Below are 19,395 nucleotides of genomic sequence, written 5' to 3'. Positions count from 1 at the left end.
TCAGTGCCGCCCATTGGCAGAAAAATCACAACAGCTGCGCGCCAACTCCGCCACACTTTCACAAAACGCGTCATCGGCTCCCTTCCGGTACATCGCGCAATACACCGATTGCGGCGCCGCCGTGCTGGTCCGCGCAATCACCAACTGCCGGCTGCTGACCATCTCCGCGAAATAATCCCGCGGCAGGCAACTCACCCCGAAGCCGGCCGCGGTCAGCCCGGCCATGGCGATCAGGCTGTTGATGGTGAACATGTTGCTGGCCGGCGTATGCGGCTTGAGCCAGCCGTCGTAGATCATGTTCAGTCCTGATTCCCGGCTCTGGCGCAACAGCGGCAGCGCGGCGATGTCGGCCGGGGTGTAGACGCGGCTGGGGTCGATCATGTCCGGGCTGCCCATCCAGGCGAACTCCAGGCGCTGCAACGGCACCACCTGCAGGCCGGGCTCGGCGAACTCGCCATGCAGGAACGCCATGTCCAACTGCCCCGCCTGCAACCGCTTCTGCAGGTCGGCGCCCAAGTCGATGTGCGGCTCCAGCGTGATGCGCGGATAGTGCGCGCGCAGCAGGCGGATCAGGGCCGGCAACCAGGTCATCGCGGTGATCTCGGTAATGCCGAAGCGGAACGTGCCGGTCAGCGTGTGCTGGCCTTTCAGCCGCACCAGCAGGCGGTCGCGATGGCCCAGCATTTCCTCGGCCAACGCATAGATTTCGTGGCCACGCGCGGTCAGCTCGGCGCGATGGCCGGAGCGGTCGAACAAGGCCACGTCGAAGTCCGCCTCCAGCTCCTGGATGCGCTTGGTGATGGCCGATTGGGTGGTGTGCAGCTTCTGCGCCGAAGCCGAGAACGTGCCCAGGCGCACGGTCCAGTAGAGCGCTTCGATCTGCTTGAACGTCAGCATGCGGGCCGTCCGATAAAGGGCTGATTCATTCCAAAATTTCCGTTAAGGGCTAACCCTTATATTCCCTAAAGAGATGAAGTTCATGGAAATTTAATCCCTTTTTCGGATCGCCGAAAGCGCCGACCATTCGGTCTGACCCATTCGTTTCAGGACTACGCAGACCGCCATGGCCACTCTCATCACCGGCACGCGCATATTGCCGGCCGCTCCCGTCGCCCCCGACGCCATCCTGCAGGCGCTGACCGGCATCGTCACGCCGCACCTGAGCGACAACCTGGCACGCCGCGAAGGCATCGCCGGGCTGCATCGCTACAACCGCGCCGGCAAGCTGGTCGGCACCGCCCTCACCGTCAAGACCCGTCCCGGTGACAACTTGATGATCTACAAGGCCATGATGCAGGTGCAGCCCGGCCACGTGCTGGTGGTGGACGCCGGCGGCGACCTGTCCAACGCCGTGCTGGGCGAGATCATGAAGCGCTACCTCCAGGCGCACGGCTGCGCCGGAGTGGTGGTGGACGGTGCTATCCGCGACGTCGGCGCGTTCGAGGCCGACACCTTCCCGTGCTATGCGCGCGGCCATATCCACCGCGGCCCCTACAAGGACGGGCCCGGCGAGGTCAACGTGCCGGTATCCATCGGCGGCCAGGTGATCCATCCGGGCGACATCGTGGTGGGCGACGAGGACGGCCTGGTGAGCTTCGCCGCCGACGAGGCGCCGGCGCTGATCGCCGCCGCGCGCGCGCACGCCGACAAGGAAGCGCGCATCATGGCCGAAATCGAGAGCGGCGCGCGCACCCAGAGCTGGATGCAGGCCGCCTTCGCCGCCAAGGGGCTGGCATGAACGGCGCCGCGACGCTGCTGTTGGCGGCGCGTGCCCGCGCCATCAAGCCCTCGCCCAGCATGGCGGCCAAGACCCGCGTCGACCAGTTGCGGGCGCAGGGGCGCGACATCGTCGACTTCACCGTGGGCGAACCCGACCTGCCGACCCCGCCGCACATCGTGCAGGCCGGCATCGACGCGCTCCACAGCGGCGACATCCGCTACACCGCGTCGACCGGCTCGCGGCCGCTGCTGGAAGCGGTGCGCGCCAAGTTCCAGCGCGAGAACGGACTGGACTACGCGCTCGATGAATTGATCGTCGGCGTGGGCGCCAAGCAACTGCTGTACACCGCCCTGGCCGCCACGGTGCAGGCCGGCGACGAAGTCATCATTCCCGCGCCGTACTGGGTGTCGTATCCCGACATGGTGCTGGTCAACGACGGCACGCCGGTGGTGGTGCCCTGCCCGGAGTCCGACGGCTTCAAGCTCACGCCCGCGGCGCTGGCGCGCGCGATCACGCCGCGCACCAAGTGGTTGTTGCTGAACACGCCATCCAACCCCACCGGCGCCATGTACAGCGCGCAGGAGCTGCGTGCCTTGGCCCAGGTGCTGGCGCGCCATCCGCAGGTCTGGTTGATGACCGACGAAATCTACGAACACCTGGCCTACGGCGAGCAGCGCCACGCGTCGGCCGCCGCCGTGGCGCCCGAACTGGCGGCGCGCACCCTGACCGTCAACGGCGTCTCCAAAGCGTATGCCATGACCGGTTGGCGCCTGGGTTATGCCGGCGGCCCCAAGGCCCTGATCAAGGCCATGGCCACGCTGATCTCGCAAAGCACCAGTTGCGTCAGCGCCCTGAGCCAGGCCGCCGCGCGCGTGGCGTTGAGCGCCGACCAGGCCTGCGTGGGCGCGGCGGCCGCCGTGTTTCACGCGCGCCGCGACCGCATCGTGGCGCTGCTCGACGCGGTGCCGGGCATCCGCTGTCCGCGGCCGCAGGGCGCGTTCTACGTCTATCCCAACGTCGCGGGCCTGCTGGGGCGCCGCACACCGGGCGGCACGGCATTGCGCAGCGATCTGGACGTGGTCATGTACCTGCTGGACGAGGCCGGCGTGGCGGTGCTGGACGGCAGCGCCTACGGGTTGTCGCCCTACCTGCGTCTGAGCTTCGCCACCTCGATGGACAACATCGAGGAAGGCTGCCGCCGCATCGCCGAGGCCTGCGCGCGGCTGGCTTGAATCCGGCGGCCCCGCGCAGGGGCCGCCGCCGTTGGCAGTACCCATACCTATATTTCAAGGGAATCGACATGAAGCATTGGATCATCACCTGCGCGGCCGCCCTCGGCCTGGCCGCCGCCCTGGCGCCCGCGGCCCACGCGGATACGCTGCAGGACATCAAGGCGCGCGGCAAGTTCATCTGCGGCACCCTCGGCACGGCCGAGCCGTTCAGCTTCCAGGACCCCAAGACCCGCGCCATCGTCGGCTATGAAGTCGACATGTGCCAGGCCGTCGCCGACAGCCTGGGCGTGCCGCTGGAACTGAAGCTGATCGCGGTCGAGGCGCGCATCCCCGAACTGATCGCCGGCCGCGTCGACGTGGTCGCGGCCAACCTGGGCTGGAGCCCCGAGCGGGCGCAGCAGATCGACTATTCGCACCAGCATTTCGTCAGCCTGCAAAAGGTGCTGGCGCGCGCATCGGACAAGGATCTGAAGGCGCCCGCCGATCTGGCCGGCAAGCGCGTCAGCGCGGTGCGCGGCTCGTCTTCGGAGCAGGGTGCGCGCAAGTTCATTGCCAACGTCGAGCCGGTGACGTTCAAGGATCCCAGCGGCGCCTTCCTGGCCCTGCAGCAAGGCAAGGTCAGCGGCTTCGTCGGATCGGAACTGATGCTGGTCAAGCTCAAACAGCAGGCCGCGTCCAGCGCGGTGCCGGCCAAGATCCTGGAACCCGCGTTGTTCGTGGAACCCTGGGGCATGGGCGTGCGGCGCGGCGACACGGCCATGCTGAATCGGGTGAATCAGGTGCTCGACGGCCTGGAAGCCTCGGGCAAGGCCGCGCAGATCTTCGACAAGTGGTTCGGCCCCGGCACCCCGTTCAACATGAAGCGCGACTTCCGCATCGAAGCGATCAAGGGTTGACGCGCCGCGCGCGCCGGAGCCTTCGACGATGCATTACGTTTTCGACTTCTCCGCCATCTTCCAGGGCGAATACCCGGTCTGGCTGCTCAGGGGGCTCGTCACCACCCTGGCGCTGGCCGGTTTGGCCTGGATCCTGGCGTTCCTGGTGGGCAGCCTGCTGGCGGTGATCCGCCTGACGGGCTCGCCCGTGGCCAACGCGCTGATCGCGCTGTACGTGGCCTTCCACCGCAACGTGCCGATGCTGGTGCACATCCTGTTCTGGTATTTCGGCGTGCCGGCGCTGCTGCCGCAGGCCGCGGCCGACTGGCTCAACGCCCATGGCAGCGAGTTCATCCTGTCGTGCATCGCCATCGGCCTGGTGATGTCGGCCTACGTCTGCGAAGACTTGCGCAGCGCGGTGCGTGGCATTGCGCCAGGGCAGGTCGAGGCGGCGCGCGCGTTGGGGCTGGGTTTCCTGCGCACCATGCGCTGCGTAGTGCTGCCGCAGGCTTTCCGCATTGCCATCCCGCCGCTCTTGAACCAGACCCTGCTGCTGGTCAAGAACACCAGCCTGGCGATGGCCATCGGCGTGGCCGAACTGACCGCCGCCGGCCGCGAGATCGAGAACTACACGTTCCGCACCTTCGAGGCCTATGCGGTGGTGACGGCGATCTACCTGGCGCTGTCGTTTCTGATCATGGGCGGCGGCGCGCTGCTGCAGCGGCGCTACCGGCCGCTGGGAGGCCATTGAATGTGGGACATCCTCAAAGACAACTGGCTGCTGCTGCTCATCGGCCAATATCCGCACGGCCCGATCGGCGGCCTGGCGGCCACGCTGGGCCTGGCCGCCGTCAGCCTGGCGCTGGCCCTGCCTTGCGGCGTGCTGTTGGCGCTGGGCCGCATCAGCCCGTACCGCATACTGCGCTGGCCGGCCTCGGCCATGGTGTACCTGGTGCGCGGCCTGCCGCTCTTGATGTTCATCTTCTGGGCCTACTTCTTCGTGCCGCTCGTCATCGGCCGGCCGGTGGCGGGCACCACGACGATGGTGGTGGCCCTGGTGTGCTACGAAAGCGCCTACCTGGCCGAGATCATCCGCGCCGGCATCCAGGCGCTGCCGCCCGGCCAGCAGGAGGCCGGCCGCGCGCTCGGCCTGTCGTACCTGCAGACCATGCGCCGGGTGATCCTGCCACAGGCGCTCTACAACATGCTGCCCAGCATGCTGAGTCAGTTCGTCTCGACAGTGAAGGAGACCTCGCTGGCCTATGTGATCAGCGTGCAGGAGCTGACCTACGCCGCCAACCAGATCAACAGTGTGCTGCTGACCAAGCCCTTCGAAGTGTTCGCGCTGCTGGCGCTGACCTATTTCATCCTGAATTTCGGCCTGAGCGCCCTGGTGCACCTGACCGAGAAACGCATCGGCCGCCGCCGCGCCGGCCGCGCGCCTGCCCCCAAGGTGGTAACGACATGATCCGATTTTCCGAAGTGCAAAAGTGGTATGGCGACTATCAGGCGCTGACCGACGTGACCGCGCAAGTGCGGCGCGGCGAAGTGGTGGTGGTGTGCGGCCCGTCCGGGTCGGGCAAGTCGACCCTGATCCGCACGGTGAACCGGCTGGAGCCGATCCAGAAGGGCGTGATCGAGGTCGACGGCCAGGACATCTACGGCGCCAGGGTGCACCTGGACACGCTGCGCAGCCACATCGGCTTCGTGTTCCAGCAGTTCAACCTGTTCCCGCACCTGTCGGTGCTGGAGAACCTGATGCTGGCGCCGCTGCAACTGAAACGCGCGCGCCGTCCCGAGGCGCGCGAACGGGCGCTGCAGTTGCTGGAGCGCGTCGGCCTGGCGCACAAGGCCGAGGCCTATCCGGCCCAGCTTTCCGGCGGCCAGCAGCAGCGCGTGGCGATCGCGCGGGCGCTGGCGATGAACCCGCCGGTGATGCTGTTCGACGAGCCGACGAGCGCGCTGGATCCGGAGATGGTGGGCGAGGTGTTGCAGGTGATGAAAGGCCTGGCCAAGGACGGCATGACCATGGTGTGCGTGACGCACGAGATGGGATTCGCGCGGGAAGTGGCCGATACCGTCTGGTTCATGGACGCGGGGCGGATCGTGGAAGTGGCCGGGCCGCAGGCGTTCTTCGGACGGCCTGAAACCCAGCGGGCGCGGAAGTTCCTGGCCGACATCCGGCACTGACCCGCGGCGCCGCTCACAGCACCGCCTGAATCGCATCCCGCGCCTGGTGCGATAACTCCAGCCGCGTCGGCAACGTCCCGTCCGCGTGTCTCGCCGCCAGCACCGGCAGGAACACCACTTCCACCGCCAGCCCGGTGGCCCCCAGCACCCGCCAGAGATTGGCCACCAAGGTTTCCTCGCCGACGAACGCGGCGAAACCGCTGCGTTGACCGTGCTGCAGGAAACGCAGCGCCACGGGCTGGATTTCCACCGCCGCCGCGCGAGCCGGTTCGAACAGGCTGGCGTGGAACGGCCGCAGCTCGAAACCTTCGCTCGTCGTGCCTTCCGGGAACAGGCCGACCGCGTCGCCTTGCTTGAAGCGCGCCTGCATCGACTCGCCCATCGCGTGCACCGCGTGGCGTTGGCCGCGCTCGATGAACAGCGTGCCCGCGCCCGCCACCAGCCAGCCGATCAGCGGCCAGCTACGGATCTCGCTCTTGGCCACGAACGCGGTCGCGCGCGCCGAATTCAGCACGAAGATATCGATCCAGGACACGTGGTTCGCCACCAGCAGCACCGGGCCCGTCATGCGCGGCGTGCCCTTGAAGACGACCCGCAGGCCGCAGGCCGCCATCAGGCAGCGCGACCAGGTACGGTTCAGCCAGGCCCGCGACTTCGGGCGCAATAGCGGATACACCAGGCCCACGCACAGCAGGCCGAAAAGGATCCACGGCACCACCAGCATCAGGCGAAGGACAAAGCGCAGCAGCTTCAAACAGGGGTCTCCCAGGCCGGGCGGCCCCCCACCAGGGTGGCGCGGACACGACCGGGCAGCATCATACCCGCGAACGGCGTATGACGGCTGTGGCTTTGCAAGGCGCCGGGCGTCACCAGCCATTCGGCCTCCAGGTCCACCAGGCACAGATCCGCCGGCGCGCCGACGCCCAGCTCGCCCAGCCCGGACAGCGCTGGCGACACGCCGCGCAGCAGCGCCGCCGGCCCCGAGGTCACCGGCGCCAGCGCCTGCGGCAGCGGCAGGCGGGCGTCGCGGGCCCATTTCAGCGCCAGCGACAGCAACAACTCCAGGCCCGTGGCGCCCGGCTGGGAGTGCGGGAACGGGGCAGACTTGCCCGCGTCGTCCACCAGCGTGTGATCCGAACACAACGCCTGCACCAGCCCCTCGCGCAGCGCCGCCTGGATCGCGTCGCGGTCGCGCTGGCCGCGCAACGGCGGGCGCAGATGAAAATCGGTATTGAAATAGCCGATGTCGACGTCGGTCAGGTGCAGGCTGTTGGCCGAGACATCCGCGCTCACCGCCAGCCCCTCGCGGCGCGCGGCGCGCAGCAATTGCAGCCCCCCGGCCGTGGACAGGCGCGACAGGTGCACGCGCGCGCCGGTGGCGCGTTGCAGTTCGAAAATCGTTTGCAGGGCCAGCACTTCGGCTTGCGGCGGCAGGCCTTCCAGGCCGAGGCGATCGGCGTAGGCGCCCGCGGCGACCACGGCGCCCTGCGCCAGCCACGGATCCTGCGGCCGCAACCACAGTGCCAGGCCTTGCCCGGCGGCGTAGCGCATGGCGCCCCACAATACCCGGGTGTCCGCGAGGCCGCACTCGCCCTGCGAAAACGCCAGGCAGCCCGCCTGGGCCAACAGCGCCATTTCGGCCAGGGTTTCGCCGCGCAGGCCGACCGTCAGCGCGCCGATGGGCAGCACGCGGGCATGGCCGGCCGGCGCCTCGCGCAACAGGGCCTCGACTTTGGCCGGCTCGTCCAGCGGCGCATCGGCGCCGGGCGGCACGGCCAGCGTGGTCACGCCGCCAGCCAGGGCGGCGCGCAGTTCGGCGGCGGACAGGCGCGCCTCGGTCGAGGCGCCGGCATCCTGGCGCAGCACACGCGCCGACAAGTCCACCAGGCCCGGCAGCACGGCCAGGCCGGCGGCGTCGATCCGCCGGTCGGCCCGGAAGCCGTCGGGCGCCTGGCCGATGGCCACCACGCGGCCGTCGGCGATGAACAGGTCGTGCGGGCCGTCCCGGCCATGGGCCGGATCGATCAGGCGGCCATTGGCGATGTGCAGTCTCATACGGCGTCTCCGGCCAGCACGCGCAAGGCGGCCAGGCGCAAATCGCGTTCGAAGCGCGCCAGGCGGGTGTCGGTGTCGACCAGACCGGTGGCCAGCTCGCCATCGACTTCGATGCCCGGGGTCAGCGGGGCCGCGGGCAGCAGCAAGGCGTCGGCGTTGGCCGCGGCCAGGCGGGCGGGGGTCAGCCCGTAGCCGGCGGCGTACTCGCGGGCCGACGGCAACAGCGCGCCGCTCATGCGCTCGGCAAGCAAGGGCAACACGATGACGACATCGGCGCCGGCCAGGCATTCGCGCAGCGAGGCGCAGGCGCGCACGCCCAGTTGCGGCAGGCCATCGGGCAGCAAGGGGCGCGGCGCGGCGGCGCGCACTTCCGGCACGCCCAGCGTCGTCATGAGGTGAATCAGGCTGCGCGCCACGGCGCTGTGGCGGATGTCGCCCACCAGCGCCACGGCCAGCTCGGTCAGGTCGCGCCCGGCCTGTTGCATCGCCCGCACCCGGGCCAACGCCGGCAACGGATCGGCATGCGCGCCGTCGCCGGCATTGAGGATGCGCAGGCCCGGCGTCCGGGCGCTGGCGGCGCAGACCGCGGCGCCGCTGGCCGGGTGCCGCAGCACCAGGATGCCGGCGGGCAGGCCGGCCGCCAAGGCGGCGGGCGACAGGGCGGCTTGCGCCTGCTCGGCGGCGCCCCCGCCATGGCCGCGATCCACGCCGGCATCGGCCCCCGGCGCGTCCGCCAGCGCCACGGGCCGCAGGCCCAAGTGCGCGGCGGCGGCTTCGAACGCCTGGCGCAGCGCGGCATCCGCGGCCGGCAGGCTCAGGAACAAGGGCAGGTCGACGGCGGCGGACGCCTGGCCGGCGGCGGCCTCCGTGGCCATCGCCAGCAGCCGCTCGACATGGCGGCGCGGCAGCCCTTCCGTCGTCAGCAGATGCGTCAGTTCGCCACGGCGGTCGAGTTGCGGATTGAGCATGGGCAGGCAGGGCCGGCGTCAGGACGCCGCAGGCTTGTCCAGGTAGCGTTGCAGGATGACGGCGGCGGCCATGGCGTCGTCGGCCGAATGGGTGCCGAGCAGGCGCTGCGCCTCCATGCTGGAGCCGCGCTCGTCGACCAGTTCCACCGCGACGCCGAAGCGGCCGTGCAACTGGTTGGCGAAGCGGCGGCAGCGCGCGGTGGCGGGCTGTTCGCCGCCGTCGCTGTCGAGCGCCAGGCCGACCACGACGCGATGCGGCTGCCATTCGCGCAGCAGCGCCTCGATGCGCGCGAAGCGCACATCGCGCACTTCGCTGAAGATGATTTCGAGCGGCCGCGCGTGGCGCGTCAGCGTATTGCCAATGGCCACGCCGATTTTCTTTTCGCCGAAGTCGAAGGCCAGCAGGGTTTCTTCAGGCATGGCCCGCGTCGCCGGCCAGCATCACCGGATCGATGCCCAGCAGCTTGAGGGCGGCGGGGTAGCGTTCCTCGGGCGGCACGTCGAAGATGATGTGGTCGTCGGCGCCGACCGACAGCCAGGCGTTCTGGCCCATCTCGCTTTCGAGCTGGCCGGCGCCCCAGCCGGCGTAGCCCAGCGTGACCAGCATGCGCGCGGGGCCGTTGCCGTCGGCCACGGCCTGCAGCACATCGCGCGAGGTGGTCAGCGCCATCTCGCCCAGTTTGATGCTGGAGCTGTAATCGCCGGCCGGCGCGTGCAGCACGAAACCGCGGTCGGTCTGCACCGGGCCGCCGAAGAACACCAGCGTGTCCTTGACCGGGCCGATTTCGAGCGCGAGGTCGATGCGCTCGAACAGGGTGCCGAGCGTCAGGTCGGTGGGCCGGTTGATCACCAGGCCCAATGCGCCCCGCTCGGAATGTTCGCAGATGTAGATGACCGAGCCGGCCAGGCTGCCCTCGACCATGCCCGGCATGGCGATCAGGAACTGGTTGGCGAAGTTGGCGGCCTGCTGCATGGAGGCTTCTGCGTGGTGTCTTTCCGTCATGGCAACCCCTCTGTGGGTGATCTGATAGAACCGGGGGCCCGCCTTACCGGCGTGGCCCGTCGGGAGCGCGGGGCGGCATCGGCCGCCCCCTCGTTGCAAGCCTTGGCGGAATACGTCGGCGCTGCGGAGTCAGATTTCCATCAATTCGAAGTCCTCTTTGCGGGCACCGCATTCAGGACAGACCCAGTTCGGCGGCACGTCTTCCCAGCGGGTGCCGGGCGCGATGCCCTCGTCGGGCAGGCCCGCCTCTTCGTCGTAGACCCAGCCACAAATCAGACACATCCAAGTACGCATAGTTCTCTCTTACATCAATTCCCTGCCGTCATCCCCGCTACGGGGCAAAGGCGGGAGGCATCCATTAGAATGGGGACAATCTTACCGAAACCCAATAGGGGTTCCCCTGATTCTTCGCAAAATGAGTCCGGGCACCCTTACTCTAGCGCTGTCCACGTGGCCCCCGTTACTCCCCCTCTCGTTTTGGTCTTCGGCCCGCTCGATCCGTCGGGCGCCGACGGCTTGCCCGCGGATGCCGTCACTTGCGCCCGCCTGGGCTGCCATGGTCTGGCGGCCGTCACGGCGCTAACCGTGCAGGATACCGCCGGCATCGAAGAAATCCACCCCGTGTCGCCCGACCTGCTGGACGACCAGGCCCGCTGCCTGCTCGAAGACATGTCGGTGCAGGCGATCAAGGTGGGCGGACTATACACCGCCGAAACGGCAAGCGTCGCCGCGCAAGTAGCCGCCGATTACAGCCAGGTGCCGCTGGTGCTGCACCTGGGCCAGCGCGCCCAGATGCCGGCCGACGCCGCCGACGAGGACGAGGCCGACGACCTGCTGGCCGCCATCCTCGAACTGGTGCTGCCGCAGACCGACCTGCTGATCGTCGAGCACCTGCGGCTGGCGCAATGGCATGCCGATGGCGATATCGATATCGGGGACGCACCATCGCCGATGCACGCCCTGGTGGCCGCCGGCGCCGAATGGGTGCTGGTGCTGGGCAGCCCGCAACGGCCCGGCCACTACGCCAACATGCTGCTCGGCCCCAACGGCCAGACCACCACGCTGCCCTGGCAGGCGCCCCCGGACCGCAACGGCGACGCCGGCGGGCTGGCCGCCACCGCCATCACCGCCCTGCTGGCGCGCGGACTGGACATGCCCGAGGCCGTGCGCCAGGGGCTGGCCCACGCCGACGCGGCGGTGGCCGCCAGTTTCCTGCCCGGCATGGGCCGGCGCATTCCCAACCGGATCCAAGCGCAATGAAAGCCCTGCGATTTCCCGCCGGCCTGTACGGCGTCACCCCCGAATGGGACGACACCGAGCGCCTGCTGCGCGCGGTGCGCCAGGCCGCCGAGGGCGGCATGCGGGCGCTGCAACTGCGCCGCAAGGACGTGCCCGACGCGGTGCGCGCGGCGCAGGCACGCGCCCTGGCGCCGCTGTGCCGCGAACTGGGCGTGGTGTTCCTGATCAATGACGACTGGCGCCTGGCGCTCGAGGTCGGCGCCGACGGCGCCCACGTCGGCCGCGACGACGACAGCCTGGCGCGCATCCGCGCCGAAGCCGGCCCCGACCTGATCCTGGGCGGTTCCAGCTACGACGACCTGGCGCGCGCCCGCGAGCTGCTGGACGCCGGCGCCGACTACATCGCCTTCGGCGCCATGTTCCCCTCGCGCGTCAAGCCGGATACGGTGCGCGCGCCGCTGTCGGTGCTGACCGAGGCCCGCGCCCTGGTCGAGGCCCGCGACGCGCCGCGTCCGGCCGTGGTCGCCATTGGCGGCATCACGCCCGACAACGCCGCGCTGGTGGCCGCGGCCGGCGCCGATTCGGTCGCCGTCATCACCGGCCTGTTCGAGGCGCCCGCCATCCGCGCCGCCGCCGCGGCCTGCGCCGCGCCCTACTCCATCAACCGCAACCAGAAGCCCTGACCGCCATGTCCCGTAACGCCCAGCTTTTCGAACGCGCCTGCCGCAGCATCCCCGGCGGCGTCAACTCGCCCGTGCGCGCTTTCCGCTCCGTGGGCGGCACGCCGCGCTTCATCAAGCGCGCGCAGGGCCCGTACGTATGGGACGCCGAGGACAAGCAGTACATCGACTACGTCGGCTCGTGGGGGCCGGCCATCCTGGGCCACTCGCATCCGGAGGTGGTGCGCGCGGTGCAGGAGGCGGCCGTCAACGGCCTGTCGTTCGGCGCTCCCACCGAGGCCGAGATCGAGCTGGCCGAAGTGCTGATCGCGCGCCTGCCGTCGCTGGAACAGGTGCGCCTGGTCAGCTCCGGCACCGAGGCCACCATGACGGCCATCCGCCTGGCGCGCGGCGCCACCGGCCGCAACAAGATCGTCAAGTTCGAGGGCTGCTACCACGGCCACTCCGACAGCCTGCTGGTCAAGGCCGGCTCGGGCCTGCTGACCTTCGGCAACCCCAGCTCGGCCGGCGTGCCGCCGGAATTCGTCTCGCACACGCTGACCCTGGAATACAACAACCTGGACGCGGTGCGCGCGGCCTTTGCCCAGCACGGCGCGGACATCGCCTGCATCATCGTCGAGCCGATCGCCGGCAACATGAACCTGATCAAGCCGGCCGCCGGCTTCCTGGAAGGGCTGCGCGAGGTCTGCACGCAGCACGGCGCGCTGCTGATCTTCGACGAAGTCATGACCGGTTTCCGCGTCGGCCCGCAGGGCGTGCAGGGTCTGTCGGGGGTCAAGCCCGACCTGACCACGCTGGCCAAGGTGATCGGCGGCGGCATGCCGGTGGGTGCCTTCGGCGGCAGCGCCGAGATCATGAAGCACATCGCGCCGCTGGGCGGCGTCTATCAGGCCGGCACGCTGTCGGGCAATCCGGTGGCCGTGGCCGCCGGCCTGGCCACGCTGCGCCTGATCGCCGCGCCCGGTTTCTACGACAAGCTGGCGGCCCAGACCGCCAAGCTGGCCCAGGGCCTGCAGCAACGCGCGCGCGCCGCCGGCCTGGCGTTCTCGGCCGACTCGGTGGGCGGCATGTTCGGCATCTACTTCAGCGACAAGGTGCCGGCCACGTTCGCCGAGGTCTCGGCCTGCGACACGGCGCGCTTCAACCGCTTCTTCCACGCCATGCTGGATCACGGCGTGCATTTCGCGCCCTCGGCGTTCGAGGCCGGTTTCGTCTCGGCCACCCACGACGACGCCGTCATCCAGGCCACGCTGGATATCGCCGAGAAGGTTTTCGCGGCGATCTAAGGGGTCTTGTAGTGGCGGTACAGCGCCGTGACATCGCGCACGTACTGCTGGGTTTCGGCGTAGGGCGGCACGGCGTCATATTTGCGCACCGCGCCCTCGCCGGCGTTGTAGGCGGCCAGCGCCAGGTCCAGCCGGCCCGGGTACTGATCGATCAGACGGCGCAACAGGCTCGACCCCGCCTTGACGTTGGTGGCCGGATCCACCAGCGCCCGCTCGATATCGTCCGAGACCAGCAGGGTGGCCGCGGTGGCGGGCATCAGTTGCATCAGGCCCAGGGCGCCCTTGGGTGAGCGCGCGTCGCTGCGAAATCCCGATTCGATGGCGATGACCGCGGTCAACAGCGCCTGATCCACGCCCGACTCCCTGGCCGCCTGCGCGATCAGCGCGTCATGGGCGGTGGGTGGTGGCGCGGGCCCCCAGCGCGCGGCGCGGTCGCCCAGCTTCAGCAGGCTGGCGCCGTCTCCGGCGCGCGGCTCGCATTCCAGGCACACCCTGATACGGTCGCCGCGCAAGGCGACGCGGGCCTGGGCGCGCTTGTAATACTTGGCGTAGCCATTGGGCACCTTCATGGCGCGCCACACGCCGAACGGGTCCCGGTAGCGGTAGACCTCGGCGGCGGCGGCGCCGGCCACGGGCGCCAGCGCCGCCGCCCCGGCCACCATGGCCGCGATCACCAGGCCGGCCAGGCGCGCGCGGCGGCGCGGCGCGGGTGATGGGAAGAAAGGGGGTGGGGACATGGCATCGACGCTCCGGCGGCGTCCTGGGACGCGGAATCGAACGCCTATGCTGAGCCGGCCCGCGCGCTTTGTCGCTCCTGCCGATGGCCTAGGACGCGTCACCGTGTCGGGCGGCCCGCGCCCCAGGCCCGTGACCCACCCGACGCCGTTGGCCTGAAATAAGGGTCAGACCTACCTCTTTTTGTTCCCGCCAGCCCCCTGCTACTGCGCAGTAGTGCCAGGTTCATGGGTTAACATATGTCGCAATATTTCGCTTAATTACTAAATGAATGAAATCCCGGCGCAGACCGTCGGGCGGGAGGCGGAGATGGGCGCAGACAACACGCTCCAGCTGGTGCTGGATGCCAATACCAACGTCCTGACGGCGATATACACGCCGCCACCCCACCCGGAAATCGACACCGTCCCCCCGGATGCGGCCCCCGGCGAAGCCCCCATCGATGCCCCGCAAGCCGACGCCACGCCGGCGGCGCCCGTGCCCAGCTGGGATTCGCTGGCCGCCCTGGCCACCGCCCAGGGATGGTCGACCGAGGCGCTGGACAACCATGCCGTCATCGCCTTCGTCGACCTGTGCCGCCAGGCCACCGCCCCCGTCCAGGTGCCGGTGGGCAAACTGATCGACGGTTCGTTCGACCTGGAAGTGGACGCCTCCTGCATGTCGGCGCTGGTCACGCTGCACCCGCCCAAGGGGGGCAAGCCGGTGACCCTGGCCGCGCTGCGCCAGGCCATCGCCGACCAGGGCATCGTCCATGGCGTGCTGGAAAAGGAACTGGCCGAGGCCGTCGAGCGCGGCGGCGCGCAGACCGTGCTGATCGCGCAGGGCACGCCGCCCACGCGCGGCACCCCTACCCGCTTCGAAAGCCTGCTGGACCGGCTGAAACCGCGCGCCCAGGAAATCGACGAACTGGCGCAGATCGACTACCGCGACCTGGGCAGCCTGCTGCTGGTCACGCCGGGCATGCCGCTGATGCGCCGCATCCCGCCGCTGCCGGGCATCGACGGCTGCAACGTGCTGGGCCAGCCGGTGCTGCCGGAAGAACTGCCGGATACGCCGTTCAATGCCGAGATGTCCGGTGTCGAGATCGACGCGGAGGACCCGAATCTGCTGCGTGCCGCCATCGCCGGTTCGCCCAAGCTGATCCACCAGGGCGCGCAAGTCAATCCGGTGGTCGAGGTGGACGCGGTCGACCTGTCCACGGGCAACATCAATTTCCAGGGTTCGCTGCAGGTGCGCGGCGACATCAGCGCCACCATGGAAGTGCGGGTGACGGGCGACGTGGTCGTCAACGGCACCATGGAAGCCGCGCTGGTCGAGGCCGGCGGCAACGTCACGGTCAAGGGCGGCATCATCGGCATGGCCGAGGCCATGTCGGACACCAGCGGCGGCGCCAACGCGGCCGCGCGCACCGCCCACATCGTCTGTGGCGGTGAAGTGCGTGCCCGCTTCATCACCAACGCCATCATCAGCGCCGGCCAGAACGTCGAGGTCGAGCGCGAGATCCGCCAGAGCAGCATCGCGGCCGGCGGCAGTGTCAATGTCGGCCCGCCCAACGCCCAGCAGACCGCCATCACCGGCGGTCAGACCCGCGCGCTGCAATCGGTGCGCGCGGGCACCATCGGGTCGCCGGCGGGCGTGCCCACGCTGGTGCAGGCCGGACTGGATCCGCACGCCGACATCAAGCGCTCGGCGCTGACGCGCAAGCGCCTGAAAATGAACGAGGAAAAGGCCAAGCTGGAGCAGTTGCTGCTGTTCCTGCAGGCCAACCCGGGGCGCGCCGCTGGCGACGTGGTCGAACGCGCCCGCAATACCCACACCAAGCTGGGCCGCGACCTGATCGAGCTGGACGAGGAAGAGGCCCAGCTGATCCGCGACCTGCAGCCGCTGCATACCGCCACCATCATCGCCGCGCGGCGCTTCTGTGGCGGCACCCGGATCCAGGTGGGCAACCGCATGCAGGAATTCATGGAGGATCAGGTCGGCGGCAAGGCCGGCCTGGAAGAAGGCGAGATCGTCATCCGCTGACACGCGCCGGGCGCGCGGCGGCCTGCCCCCAGCCTCCGGGCGCGCGGGGTGCCGCCGCGCCCTCACCCCGGCCGGCCAGGGCCGTCAGGGCGCCAACTGCTTGAACCAGGCGCGCGGGGAAATCCCGCGATCCGGCCCCAGGATCGAAAAGCCGCCGTCCACCGGAATATCCACGCCCGTCATCCACGAGGCCGCGTCCGAGCAGGCGAAACACACGGCCGCCGCGATCTCCTCGCCCGACCCGACCCGGCCCAGCGGATGAAAGTGCGCGCCCACCGCGTCGGCGGCTTCGCGCGAGCCGCCGGCCAGTTGCTCGACCGAGGGCGACCAGGTCCAGGCCGGCGACACCGCCAGCACGCGGATGCCGGCCGGCGCCAGTTCCACCGCGAAGTTCTTGGTGATCTGCAGCAAGGCCGCCTTGGAGGCGGGATACAGGGCGCGCCCGGCCGCGCCGAACTTGCCGCCGGTGCTGCCCAGGTTCACCACCACGCCGCCGCGCGGCAGCAACGGCGCCGCCAGTTGCGTGAAGATGGCGGCCGACACCAGGTTGGTGTCGAGCGTGGCGTGCCATTCCTCGCGGCTGGACGCCAGGCCGCGGTCGTTGTACTGGCAGGCGTTGTTCACCAGGATGTCGACCCGGCCGAAGCGCGCCAGCGCGGCGTCCAGGCATTGCCGGATCTGGTCGTCGTGGCCGATGTCGGTCTCGTGGAACAGCGCGCGCTCGCCGATGGCGTCGGCCAGCGCCTGGCCGGCCTGGGCGTTGCGCCCCACCAGCACCACGTTGGCGCCGGCCGCCGCCAGCCCGCGCGCAATGTCCGCGCCCAGCCCCTGGGTGCTGCCGGTGACGATGGCGGTCTTGCCGGCCAGGCCGGGAAAGCCGGAAAAATCCATGGGAGTTCCTTTCGATCAGTGGGGCGTGGCCGCCCAGCGTACTGCCTGCGCCACCGAGCCGGTCTGCGCGATCAGGCGCATGCTGGCCAGCGACGCGTCATGCACCGCCGGATCGGCCGAAGCGCAGGCGTCTTCGGCCACCATGACATTGAAACCGATATCCGCCGCGTGGCGCACGGTGCCTTCGACCACCGAGTGGGTGGCGACGCCCGCCACCACCAGGCGGCGCGCGCCCAGCAGCCGCAGCGTCTCTTCCAGCGGCGTGCCGTAGAAGGCGCTGATGCGGGTGTGCTTGACCACGAATTCGCGCGTGCTTTCCGCCCGCGGCTGCAAGCCTTCGTAGAACGCGCTGCCCCACTGCCCTTCGGCCACCGCGCCGATGCGGGCGACGTTGCGGAAGATGTCGCAGTTGGGCAGCAGGTCGGCGTAGTCGGGGCGGAAGGCGATGCGCACGTGCACGATCGGCAGGCCGTGGCTGCGGGCCCCATCGAGCAGGTCGGCGGCGCCGCGCAGCAAGCGCTGGCGCTCCGCGCCGTCGGCGTCCAGCCCGACGCGGATCTTGCCCTCGGGGTGCAGCACATCGTTCTGGTAGTGCAGCGCCAGCACGGCGGCGTCGGGCGTGCTCACACGAACACCTCGAACACGTCGTGGGCGTCGTCGCAATTCACCAGGTCGACGCGCTTCATGCGGATGCGCCAACTGTCGCCGTCGGCCGCCAGCTTGTGGGTGTAGCGGCCGGCCAATTGGCGCGGCTGGCGCTTGCGCCACTCGGTCATCTGAAACGCCGAGTGCACCACCAGGTTGCCGCCGGCATCGACGCCCTCGACCTGCACCGCGCCCACCAGCCGCGCGCTGCGCGTGGGCGGCTGCTGCGACCAGTTGCGCGGATGCTGCAGCCGGCGGATGCGCACGTCGCGCAGCATGCGGTCTTCCCAGAACAGCGAGATATGGTCGTAGGGGCTGGCCTGGCCCGGCTCGCGCGGCATCCAGTACATGCCGTCGTCGGTCCACAGCGACTGCCAGTCGTCGTAGCGGCGCTCGTCCAGCAGCCGCGCCTCGCGGTACAGGAACTGGGCGATGCGGTGATAGGCCTCGGCCGGCACGTCGGCCGGCGCCAGGTTGGCGGTGGATACGTCGAATTCCAGGTCTAGCAGCATGCGCCTTCTCCTTGGCCGTGGGCGGGCGCCACGGGACCGGCCGCCATGTAGTTCTTCCAGGCGCGGAACTGGTTGCGCATCGGCAGCTCGCTGGTGCCGTTGACCGACACCATGCCGTCGGCATCGCTGCGGTCGGTGCCGTGATAGCGGTGCATGCTGACCCATTCGCCGCCGCGGGTGGCGTTGCCTTCCTGGCAGCGGTTGTAGAGCTCGATGTCGTCCGGCATGACGTTGGACGACGGCGAATTGATCACGTTGGCGTACAGCATGGCGCGCTTGAACACGCCGTCCGGCGCGCCCTTGCAGCGGAACGTCTGGATCTCGATCAGGGTGCGGTCGACGGCGATCGGGCGGATCACGCGGAACTGCTGGAACACGGTGTGCGGCGAGCCGCTGCCGTAGATGACGGTGTTGTGGCGGTTCATGCCCAGGATCTCGCGGGCGCGCTCGGCGCCGTAGGCCGCGGTCAGCGCCTCGAAGTGGGCGCGCGACACCGGGTCGCGTTCGGCCGCGCCCGGGTTGAAGATGCCTTCCATGTAGCCGTGGCCGTTGTCGTAGGCGCGCAGCTCCAGCTTTTCCCAGAACTCGTAGGGCTCGCCGTTGCCGTCCATGATGTGCAGCTCGAACGGCATCTCGCCGATCTCCTTGGCCTCGTCGCGGGCGGCGGCAAAGGAAGATTCGTGCGTCACGCGGGCGTGCATGGTGTCGTGCAGGTTCTCGTAGAAAACCTTCCAGTTGGAGCGCTGCATCACGCGGAAGATGCCGCCGGCCACTTCCACTTCGCCCACCGGCGAGCGGTCGCACAGGTTGTCGATCGACGAGCGCACGCCGCCCAGGAATTCCTCCAGCCCCTGGCCCTCGCGCGCCTGGCTGGCGAAGACGAAGCCACGGTAGCTTTCCACGCGCGGCAGGCGGCGCATCGAGAAGGTCGGATCGGTCGGATCGTACGAGGTGCCCTCCAATCCCTGCTTGAGCGGCACGCCGAGGTGGCTGCCGTCCAGCTTGAAGGTCCAGGCGTGGTACGGGCAGCGGAAGAACTTGCCGACGCAGCCGTCGCCGTCCGCCACCACCTTGGCGCCCTTGTGCGGGCAGCGGTTGTACAGCACGTGCACGCGGCCGTCGCTGGCGCGCACCATCAGCACGTCCTGGTCGCCCAGGCGGGTGGTGTGGTAGTCGCCCGTTTTGGGCACCTGGCTCTCGTGGCCCACATAGACCCAGGCGCGGCCGTAGATGCGCTGCATCTCCAGCTCGAAGATCTCCGGGTCGGTGTACAGGGCGCGGTGCACGCTGTCGCCGCGCACCATCTCGCCCAGTTGTTGCTCGCTATACGGCATGGCGG

At 69.7% G+C, this 19,395-nt stretch carries 22 protein-coding genes; 10 read left to right on the top strand and 12 right to left on the bottom strand.

Going from position 1 to position 19,395, the window contains the following annotated elements; all coding sequences use genetic code 11:
• Positions 1–897 (bottom strand): LysR family transcriptional regulator, encoded by an 897-nt coding sequence (locus ACN6O8_RS17915; protein ID WP_427992357.1) that lies wholly within the window; start codon positions 895–897, stop codon positions 1–3.
• Between the two features lie 166 nt (positions 898–1,063).
• Here ACN6O8_RS17915 and ACN6O8_RS17910 point away from each other — a divergent pair, with 166 nt between their 5' ends.
• The 6 genes from ACN6O8_RS17910 (at position 1,064) to ACN6O8_RS17885 (ending at position 6,017) form a co-directional block, all read left to right on the top strand.
• Positions 1,064–1,738: an RraA family protein gene (locus ACN6O8_RS17910; RefSeq protein WP_427992356.1), complete on the top strand. Its 675-nt coding sequence runs from the start codon at positions 1,064–1,066 to the stop codon at positions 1,736–1,738.
• Complete coding sequence (locus tag ACN6O8_RS17905; protein WP_427992355.1) at positions 1,735–2,952, top strand: aminotransferase class I/II-fold pyridoxal phosphate-dependent enzyme; 1,218 nt, start codon at positions 1,735–1,737, stop codon at positions 2,950–2,952. The genes ACN6O8_RS17910 and ACN6O8_RS17905 overlap by 4 nt, the downstream gene beginning before the upstream one ends.
• A gap of 68 nt (positions 2,953–3,020) precedes the next feature.
• Complete coding sequence (locus ACN6O8_RS17900) at positions 3,021–3,848, top strand: ABC transporter substrate-binding protein (RefSeq protein ID WP_427992354.1); 828 nt, start codon at positions 3,021–3,023, stop codon at positions 3,846–3,848.
• A 28-nt stretch (positions 3,849–3,876) separates the two neighbouring features.
• Positions 3,877–4,578, top strand: coding sequence for an amino acid ABC transporter permease (locus ACN6O8_RS17895; protein WP_427992353.1), 702 nt, complete (start codon positions 3,877–3,879; stop codon positions 4,576–4,578).
• Positions 4,579–5,295 carry an amino acid ABC transporter permease gene (locus ACN6O8_RS17890; RefSeq protein WP_427992352.1) on the top strand — a complete coding sequence of 239 codons (717 nt, stop codon included), beginning with the start codon at positions 4,579–4,581 and terminating at the stop codon, positions 5,293–5,295. It abuts the gene before it with no gap.
• Positions 5,292–6,017 (top strand): amino acid ABC transporter ATP-binding protein, encoded by a 726-nt coding sequence (locus tag ACN6O8_RS17885; protein WP_427992351.1) that lies wholly within the window; start codon positions 5,292–5,294, stop codon positions 6,015–6,017. The genes ACN6O8_RS17890 and ACN6O8_RS17885 overlap by 4 nt, the downstream gene beginning before the upstream one ends.
• Positions 6,018–6,030: 13 nt before the next feature.
• Here ACN6O8_RS17885 and ACN6O8_RS17880 read toward each other — a convergent pair whose 3' ends face one another.
• From ACN6O8_RS17880 to ACN6O8_RS17855, 6 genes are all read right to left on the bottom strand, one after another.
• Entirely contained in the window at positions 6,031–6,771 is a 741-nt protein-coding gene (locus tag ACN6O8_RS17880; protein ID WP_427992350.1) for a lysophospholipid acyltransferase family protein, read from the bottom strand.
• Complete coding sequence (locus tag ACN6O8_RS17875; protein WP_427992349.1) at positions 6,768–8,072, bottom strand: dihydroorotase; 1,305 nt, start codon at positions 8,070–8,072, stop codon at positions 6,768–6,770. The genes ACN6O8_RS17880 and ACN6O8_RS17875 overlap by 4 nt, the downstream gene beginning before the upstream one ends.
• Entirely contained in the window at positions 8,069–9,040 is a 972-nt protein-coding gene (locus ACN6O8_RS17870; protein WP_427992348.1) for an aspartate carbamoyltransferase, read from the bottom strand. Before ACN6O8_RS17870 ends, ACN6O8_RS17875 begins: the two co-directional genes overlap by 4 nt.
• A gap of 18 nt (positions 9,041–9,058) precedes the next feature.
• Positions 9,059–9,460 carry a Holliday junction resolvase RuvX gene (ruvX, locus tag ACN6O8_RS17865; RefSeq protein WP_427992347.1) on the bottom strand — a complete coding sequence of 134 codons (402 nt, stop codon included), beginning with the start codon at positions 9,458–9,460 and terminating at the stop codon, positions 9,059–9,061.
• Positions 9,453–10,043 (bottom strand): YqgE/AlgH family protein, encoded by a 591-nt coding sequence (locus ACN6O8_RS17860; RefSeq protein WP_427992346.1) that lies wholly within the window; start codon positions 10,041–10,043, stop codon positions 9,453–9,455. The genes ruvX and ACN6O8_RS17860 overlap by 8 nt, the downstream gene beginning before the upstream one ends.
• 129 nt (positions 10,044–10,172) lie before the next feature.
• Positions 10,173–10,337, bottom strand: coding sequence for a rubredoxin (locus ACN6O8_RS17855; RefSeq protein WP_003814980.1), 165 nt, complete (start codon positions 10,335–10,337; stop codon positions 10,173–10,175).
• Between the two features lie 156 nt (positions 10,338–10,493).
• On the opposite strand from ACN6O8_RS17855, the gene ACN6O8_RS17850 reads away from it, so the two are divergent.
• Genes ACN6O8_RS17850 through hemL form a run of 3 tightly spaced genes read left to right on the top strand, consistent with a single transcriptional unit; the run spans position 10,494 to position 13,248 of the window.
• A complete protein-coding gene (locus tag ACN6O8_RS17850) occupies positions 10,494–11,303 on the top strand; it encodes a bifunctional hydroxymethylpyrimidine kinase/phosphomethylpyrimidine kinase (protein WP_427992345.1) in 810 nt (269 codons plus the stop codon).
• Positions 11,300–11,965 carry a thiamine phosphate synthase gene (thiE, locus tag ACN6O8_RS17845; protein ID WP_427992344.1) on the top strand — a complete coding sequence of 222 codons (666 nt, stop codon included), beginning with the start codon at positions 11,300–11,302 and terminating at the stop codon, positions 11,963–11,965. Before ACN6O8_RS17850 ends, thiE begins: the two co-directional genes overlap by 4 nt.
• Positions 11,966–11,970: 5 nt before the next feature.
• A complete protein-coding gene (gene hemL, locus ACN6O8_RS17840; RefSeq protein WP_427992343.1) occupies positions 11,971–13,248 on the top strand; it encodes a glutamate-1-semialdehyde 2,1-aminomutase in 1,278 nt (425 codons plus the stop codon).
• On the opposite strand, the gene ACN6O8_RS17835 is transcribed toward hemL, so the two are convergent.
• Complete coding sequence (locus ACN6O8_RS17835; RefSeq protein WP_427992342.1) at positions 13,245–13,985, bottom strand: lytic transglycosylase domain-containing protein; 741 nt, start codon at positions 13,983–13,985, stop codon at positions 13,245–13,247. The genes hemL and ACN6O8_RS17835 overlap by 4 nt on opposite strands.
• Positions 13,986–14,292: 307 nt before the next feature.
• Here ACN6O8_RS17835 and ACN6O8_RS17830 point away from each other — a divergent pair, with 307 nt between their 5' ends.
• On the top strand, positions 14,293–16,008 hold the full coding sequence (locus tag ACN6O8_RS17830; RefSeq protein WP_427992341.1) for a FapA family protein: 1,716 nt from the start codon (positions 14,293–14,295) through the stop codon (positions 16,006–16,008).
• A gap of 84 nt (positions 16,009–16,092) precedes the next feature.
• On the opposite strand, the gene ACN6O8_RS17825 is transcribed toward ACN6O8_RS17830, so the two are convergent.
• Genes ACN6O8_RS17825 through ACN6O8_RS17810 form a run of 4 tightly spaced genes read right to left on the bottom strand, consistent with a single transcriptional unit; the run spans position 16,093 to position 19,390 of the window.
• Positions 16,093–16,899, bottom strand: a complete 807-nt coding sequence (locus tag ACN6O8_RS17825) for an SDR family oxidoreductase (RefSeq protein WP_427992340.1) — start codon at positions 16,897–16,899, stop codon at positions 16,093–16,095.
• A 15-nt stretch (positions 16,900–16,914) separates the two neighbouring features.
• A complete protein-coding gene (locus tag ACN6O8_RS17820; protein ID WP_427992339.1) occupies positions 16,915–17,526 on the bottom strand; it encodes a cysteine hydrolase family protein in 612 nt (203 codons plus the stop codon).
• A complete protein-coding gene (locus ACN6O8_RS17815) occupies positions 17,523–18,056 on the bottom strand; it encodes an aromatic-ring-hydroxylating dioxygenase subunit beta (RefSeq protein WP_238928021.1) in 534 nt (177 codons plus the stop codon). Before ACN6O8_RS17815 ends, ACN6O8_RS17820 begins: the two co-directional genes overlap by 4 nt.
• Complete coding sequence (locus ACN6O8_RS17810; RefSeq protein ID WP_427992338.1) at positions 18,047–19,390, bottom strand: aromatic ring-hydroxylating dioxygenase subunit alpha; 1,344 nt, start codon at positions 19,388–19,390, stop codon at positions 18,047–18,049. The genes ACN6O8_RS17815 and ACN6O8_RS17810 overlap by 10 nt, the downstream gene beginning before the upstream one ends.
• Positions 19,391–19,395 lie beyond the last annotated feature (5 nt).

It is taken from the genome of Achromobacter sp., from assembly GCF_050285565.1.
GTDB lineage: Bacteria > Pseudomonadota > Gammaproteobacteria > Burkholderiales > Burkholderiaceae_B > Achromobacter.
The sequence above is the reverse complement of the archived record's forward strand: the minus strand, read 5'-3'. Positions and strand labels throughout refer to the sequence as shown.

Coding starts and splice junctions, on each gene's coding strand:
- ACN6O8_RS17915 (WP_427992357.1), bottom strand. CDS start 897: ATGCTGACGTTCAAGCAGATCGAAGCGCTCTACTGGACCGTGCGCCTG.
- ACN6O8_RS17910 (WP_427992356.1), top strand. CDS start 1,064: ATGGCCACTCTCATCACCGGCACGCGCATATTGCCGGCCGCTCCCGTC.
- ACN6O8_RS17905 (WP_427992355.1), top strand. CDS start 1,735: ATGAACGGCGCCGCGACGCTGCTGTTGGCGGCGCGTGCCCGCGCCATC.
- ACN6O8_RS17900 (WP_427992354.1), top strand. CDS start 3,021: ATGAAGCATTGGATCATCACCTGCGCGGCCGCCCTCGGCCTGGCCGCC.
- ACN6O8_RS17895 (WP_427992353.1), top strand. CDS start 3,877: ATGCATTACGTTTTCGACTTCTCCGCCATCTTCCAGGGCGAATACCCG.
- ACN6O8_RS17890 (WP_427992352.1), top strand. CDS start 4,579: ATGTGGGACATCCTCAAAGACAACTGGCTGCTGCTGCTCATCGGCCAA.
- ACN6O8_RS17885 (WP_427992351.1), top strand. CDS start 5,292: ATGATCCGATTTTCCGAAGTGCAAAAGTGGTATGGCGACTATCAGGCG.
- ACN6O8_RS17875 (WP_427992349.1), bottom strand. CDS start 8,072: ATGAGACTGCACATCGCCAATGGCCGCCTGATCGATCCGGCCCATGGC.
- ACN6O8_RS17870 (WP_427992348.1), bottom strand. CDS start 9,040: ATGCTCAATCCGCAACTCGACCGCCGTGGCGAACTGACGCATCTGCTG.
- ruvX (WP_427992347.1), bottom strand. CDS start 9,460: ATGCCTGAAGAAACCCTGCTGGCCTTCGACTTCGGCGAAAAGAAAATC.
- ACN6O8_RS17860 (WP_427992346.1), bottom strand. CDS start 10,043: ATGACGGAAAGACACCACGCAGAAGCCTCCATGCAGCAGGCCGCCAAC.
- ACN6O8_RS17855 (WP_003814980.1), bottom strand. CDS start 10,337: ATGCGTACTTGGATGTGTCTGATTTGTGGCTGGGTCTACGACGAAGAG.
- thiE (WP_427992344.1), top strand. CDS start 11,300: ATGAAAGCCCTGCGATTTCCCGCCGGCCTGTACGGCGTCACCCCCGAA.
- hemL (WP_427992343.1), top strand. CDS start 11,971: ATGTCCCGTAACGCCCAGCTTTTCGAACGCGCCTGCCGCAGCATCCCC.
- ACN6O8_RS17835 (WP_427992342.1), bottom strand. CDS start 13,985: ATGTCCCCACCCCCTTTCTTCCCATCACCCGCGCCGCGCCGCCGCGCG.
- ACN6O8_RS17830 (WP_427992341.1), top strand. CDS start 14,293: ATGGGCGCAGACAACACGCTCCAGCTGGTGCTGGATGCCAATACCAAC.
- ACN6O8_RS17825 (WP_427992340.1), bottom strand. CDS start 16,899: ATGGATTTTTCCGGCTTTCCCGGCCTGGCCGGCAAGACCGCCATCGTC.
- ACN6O8_RS17815 (WP_238928021.1), bottom strand. CDS start 18,056: ATGCTGCTAGACCTGGAATTCGACGTATCCACCGCCAACCTGGCGCCG.
- ACN6O8_RS17810 (WP_427992338.1), bottom strand. CDS start 19,390: ATGCCGTATAGCGAGCAACAACTGGGCGAGATGGTGCGCGGCGACAGC.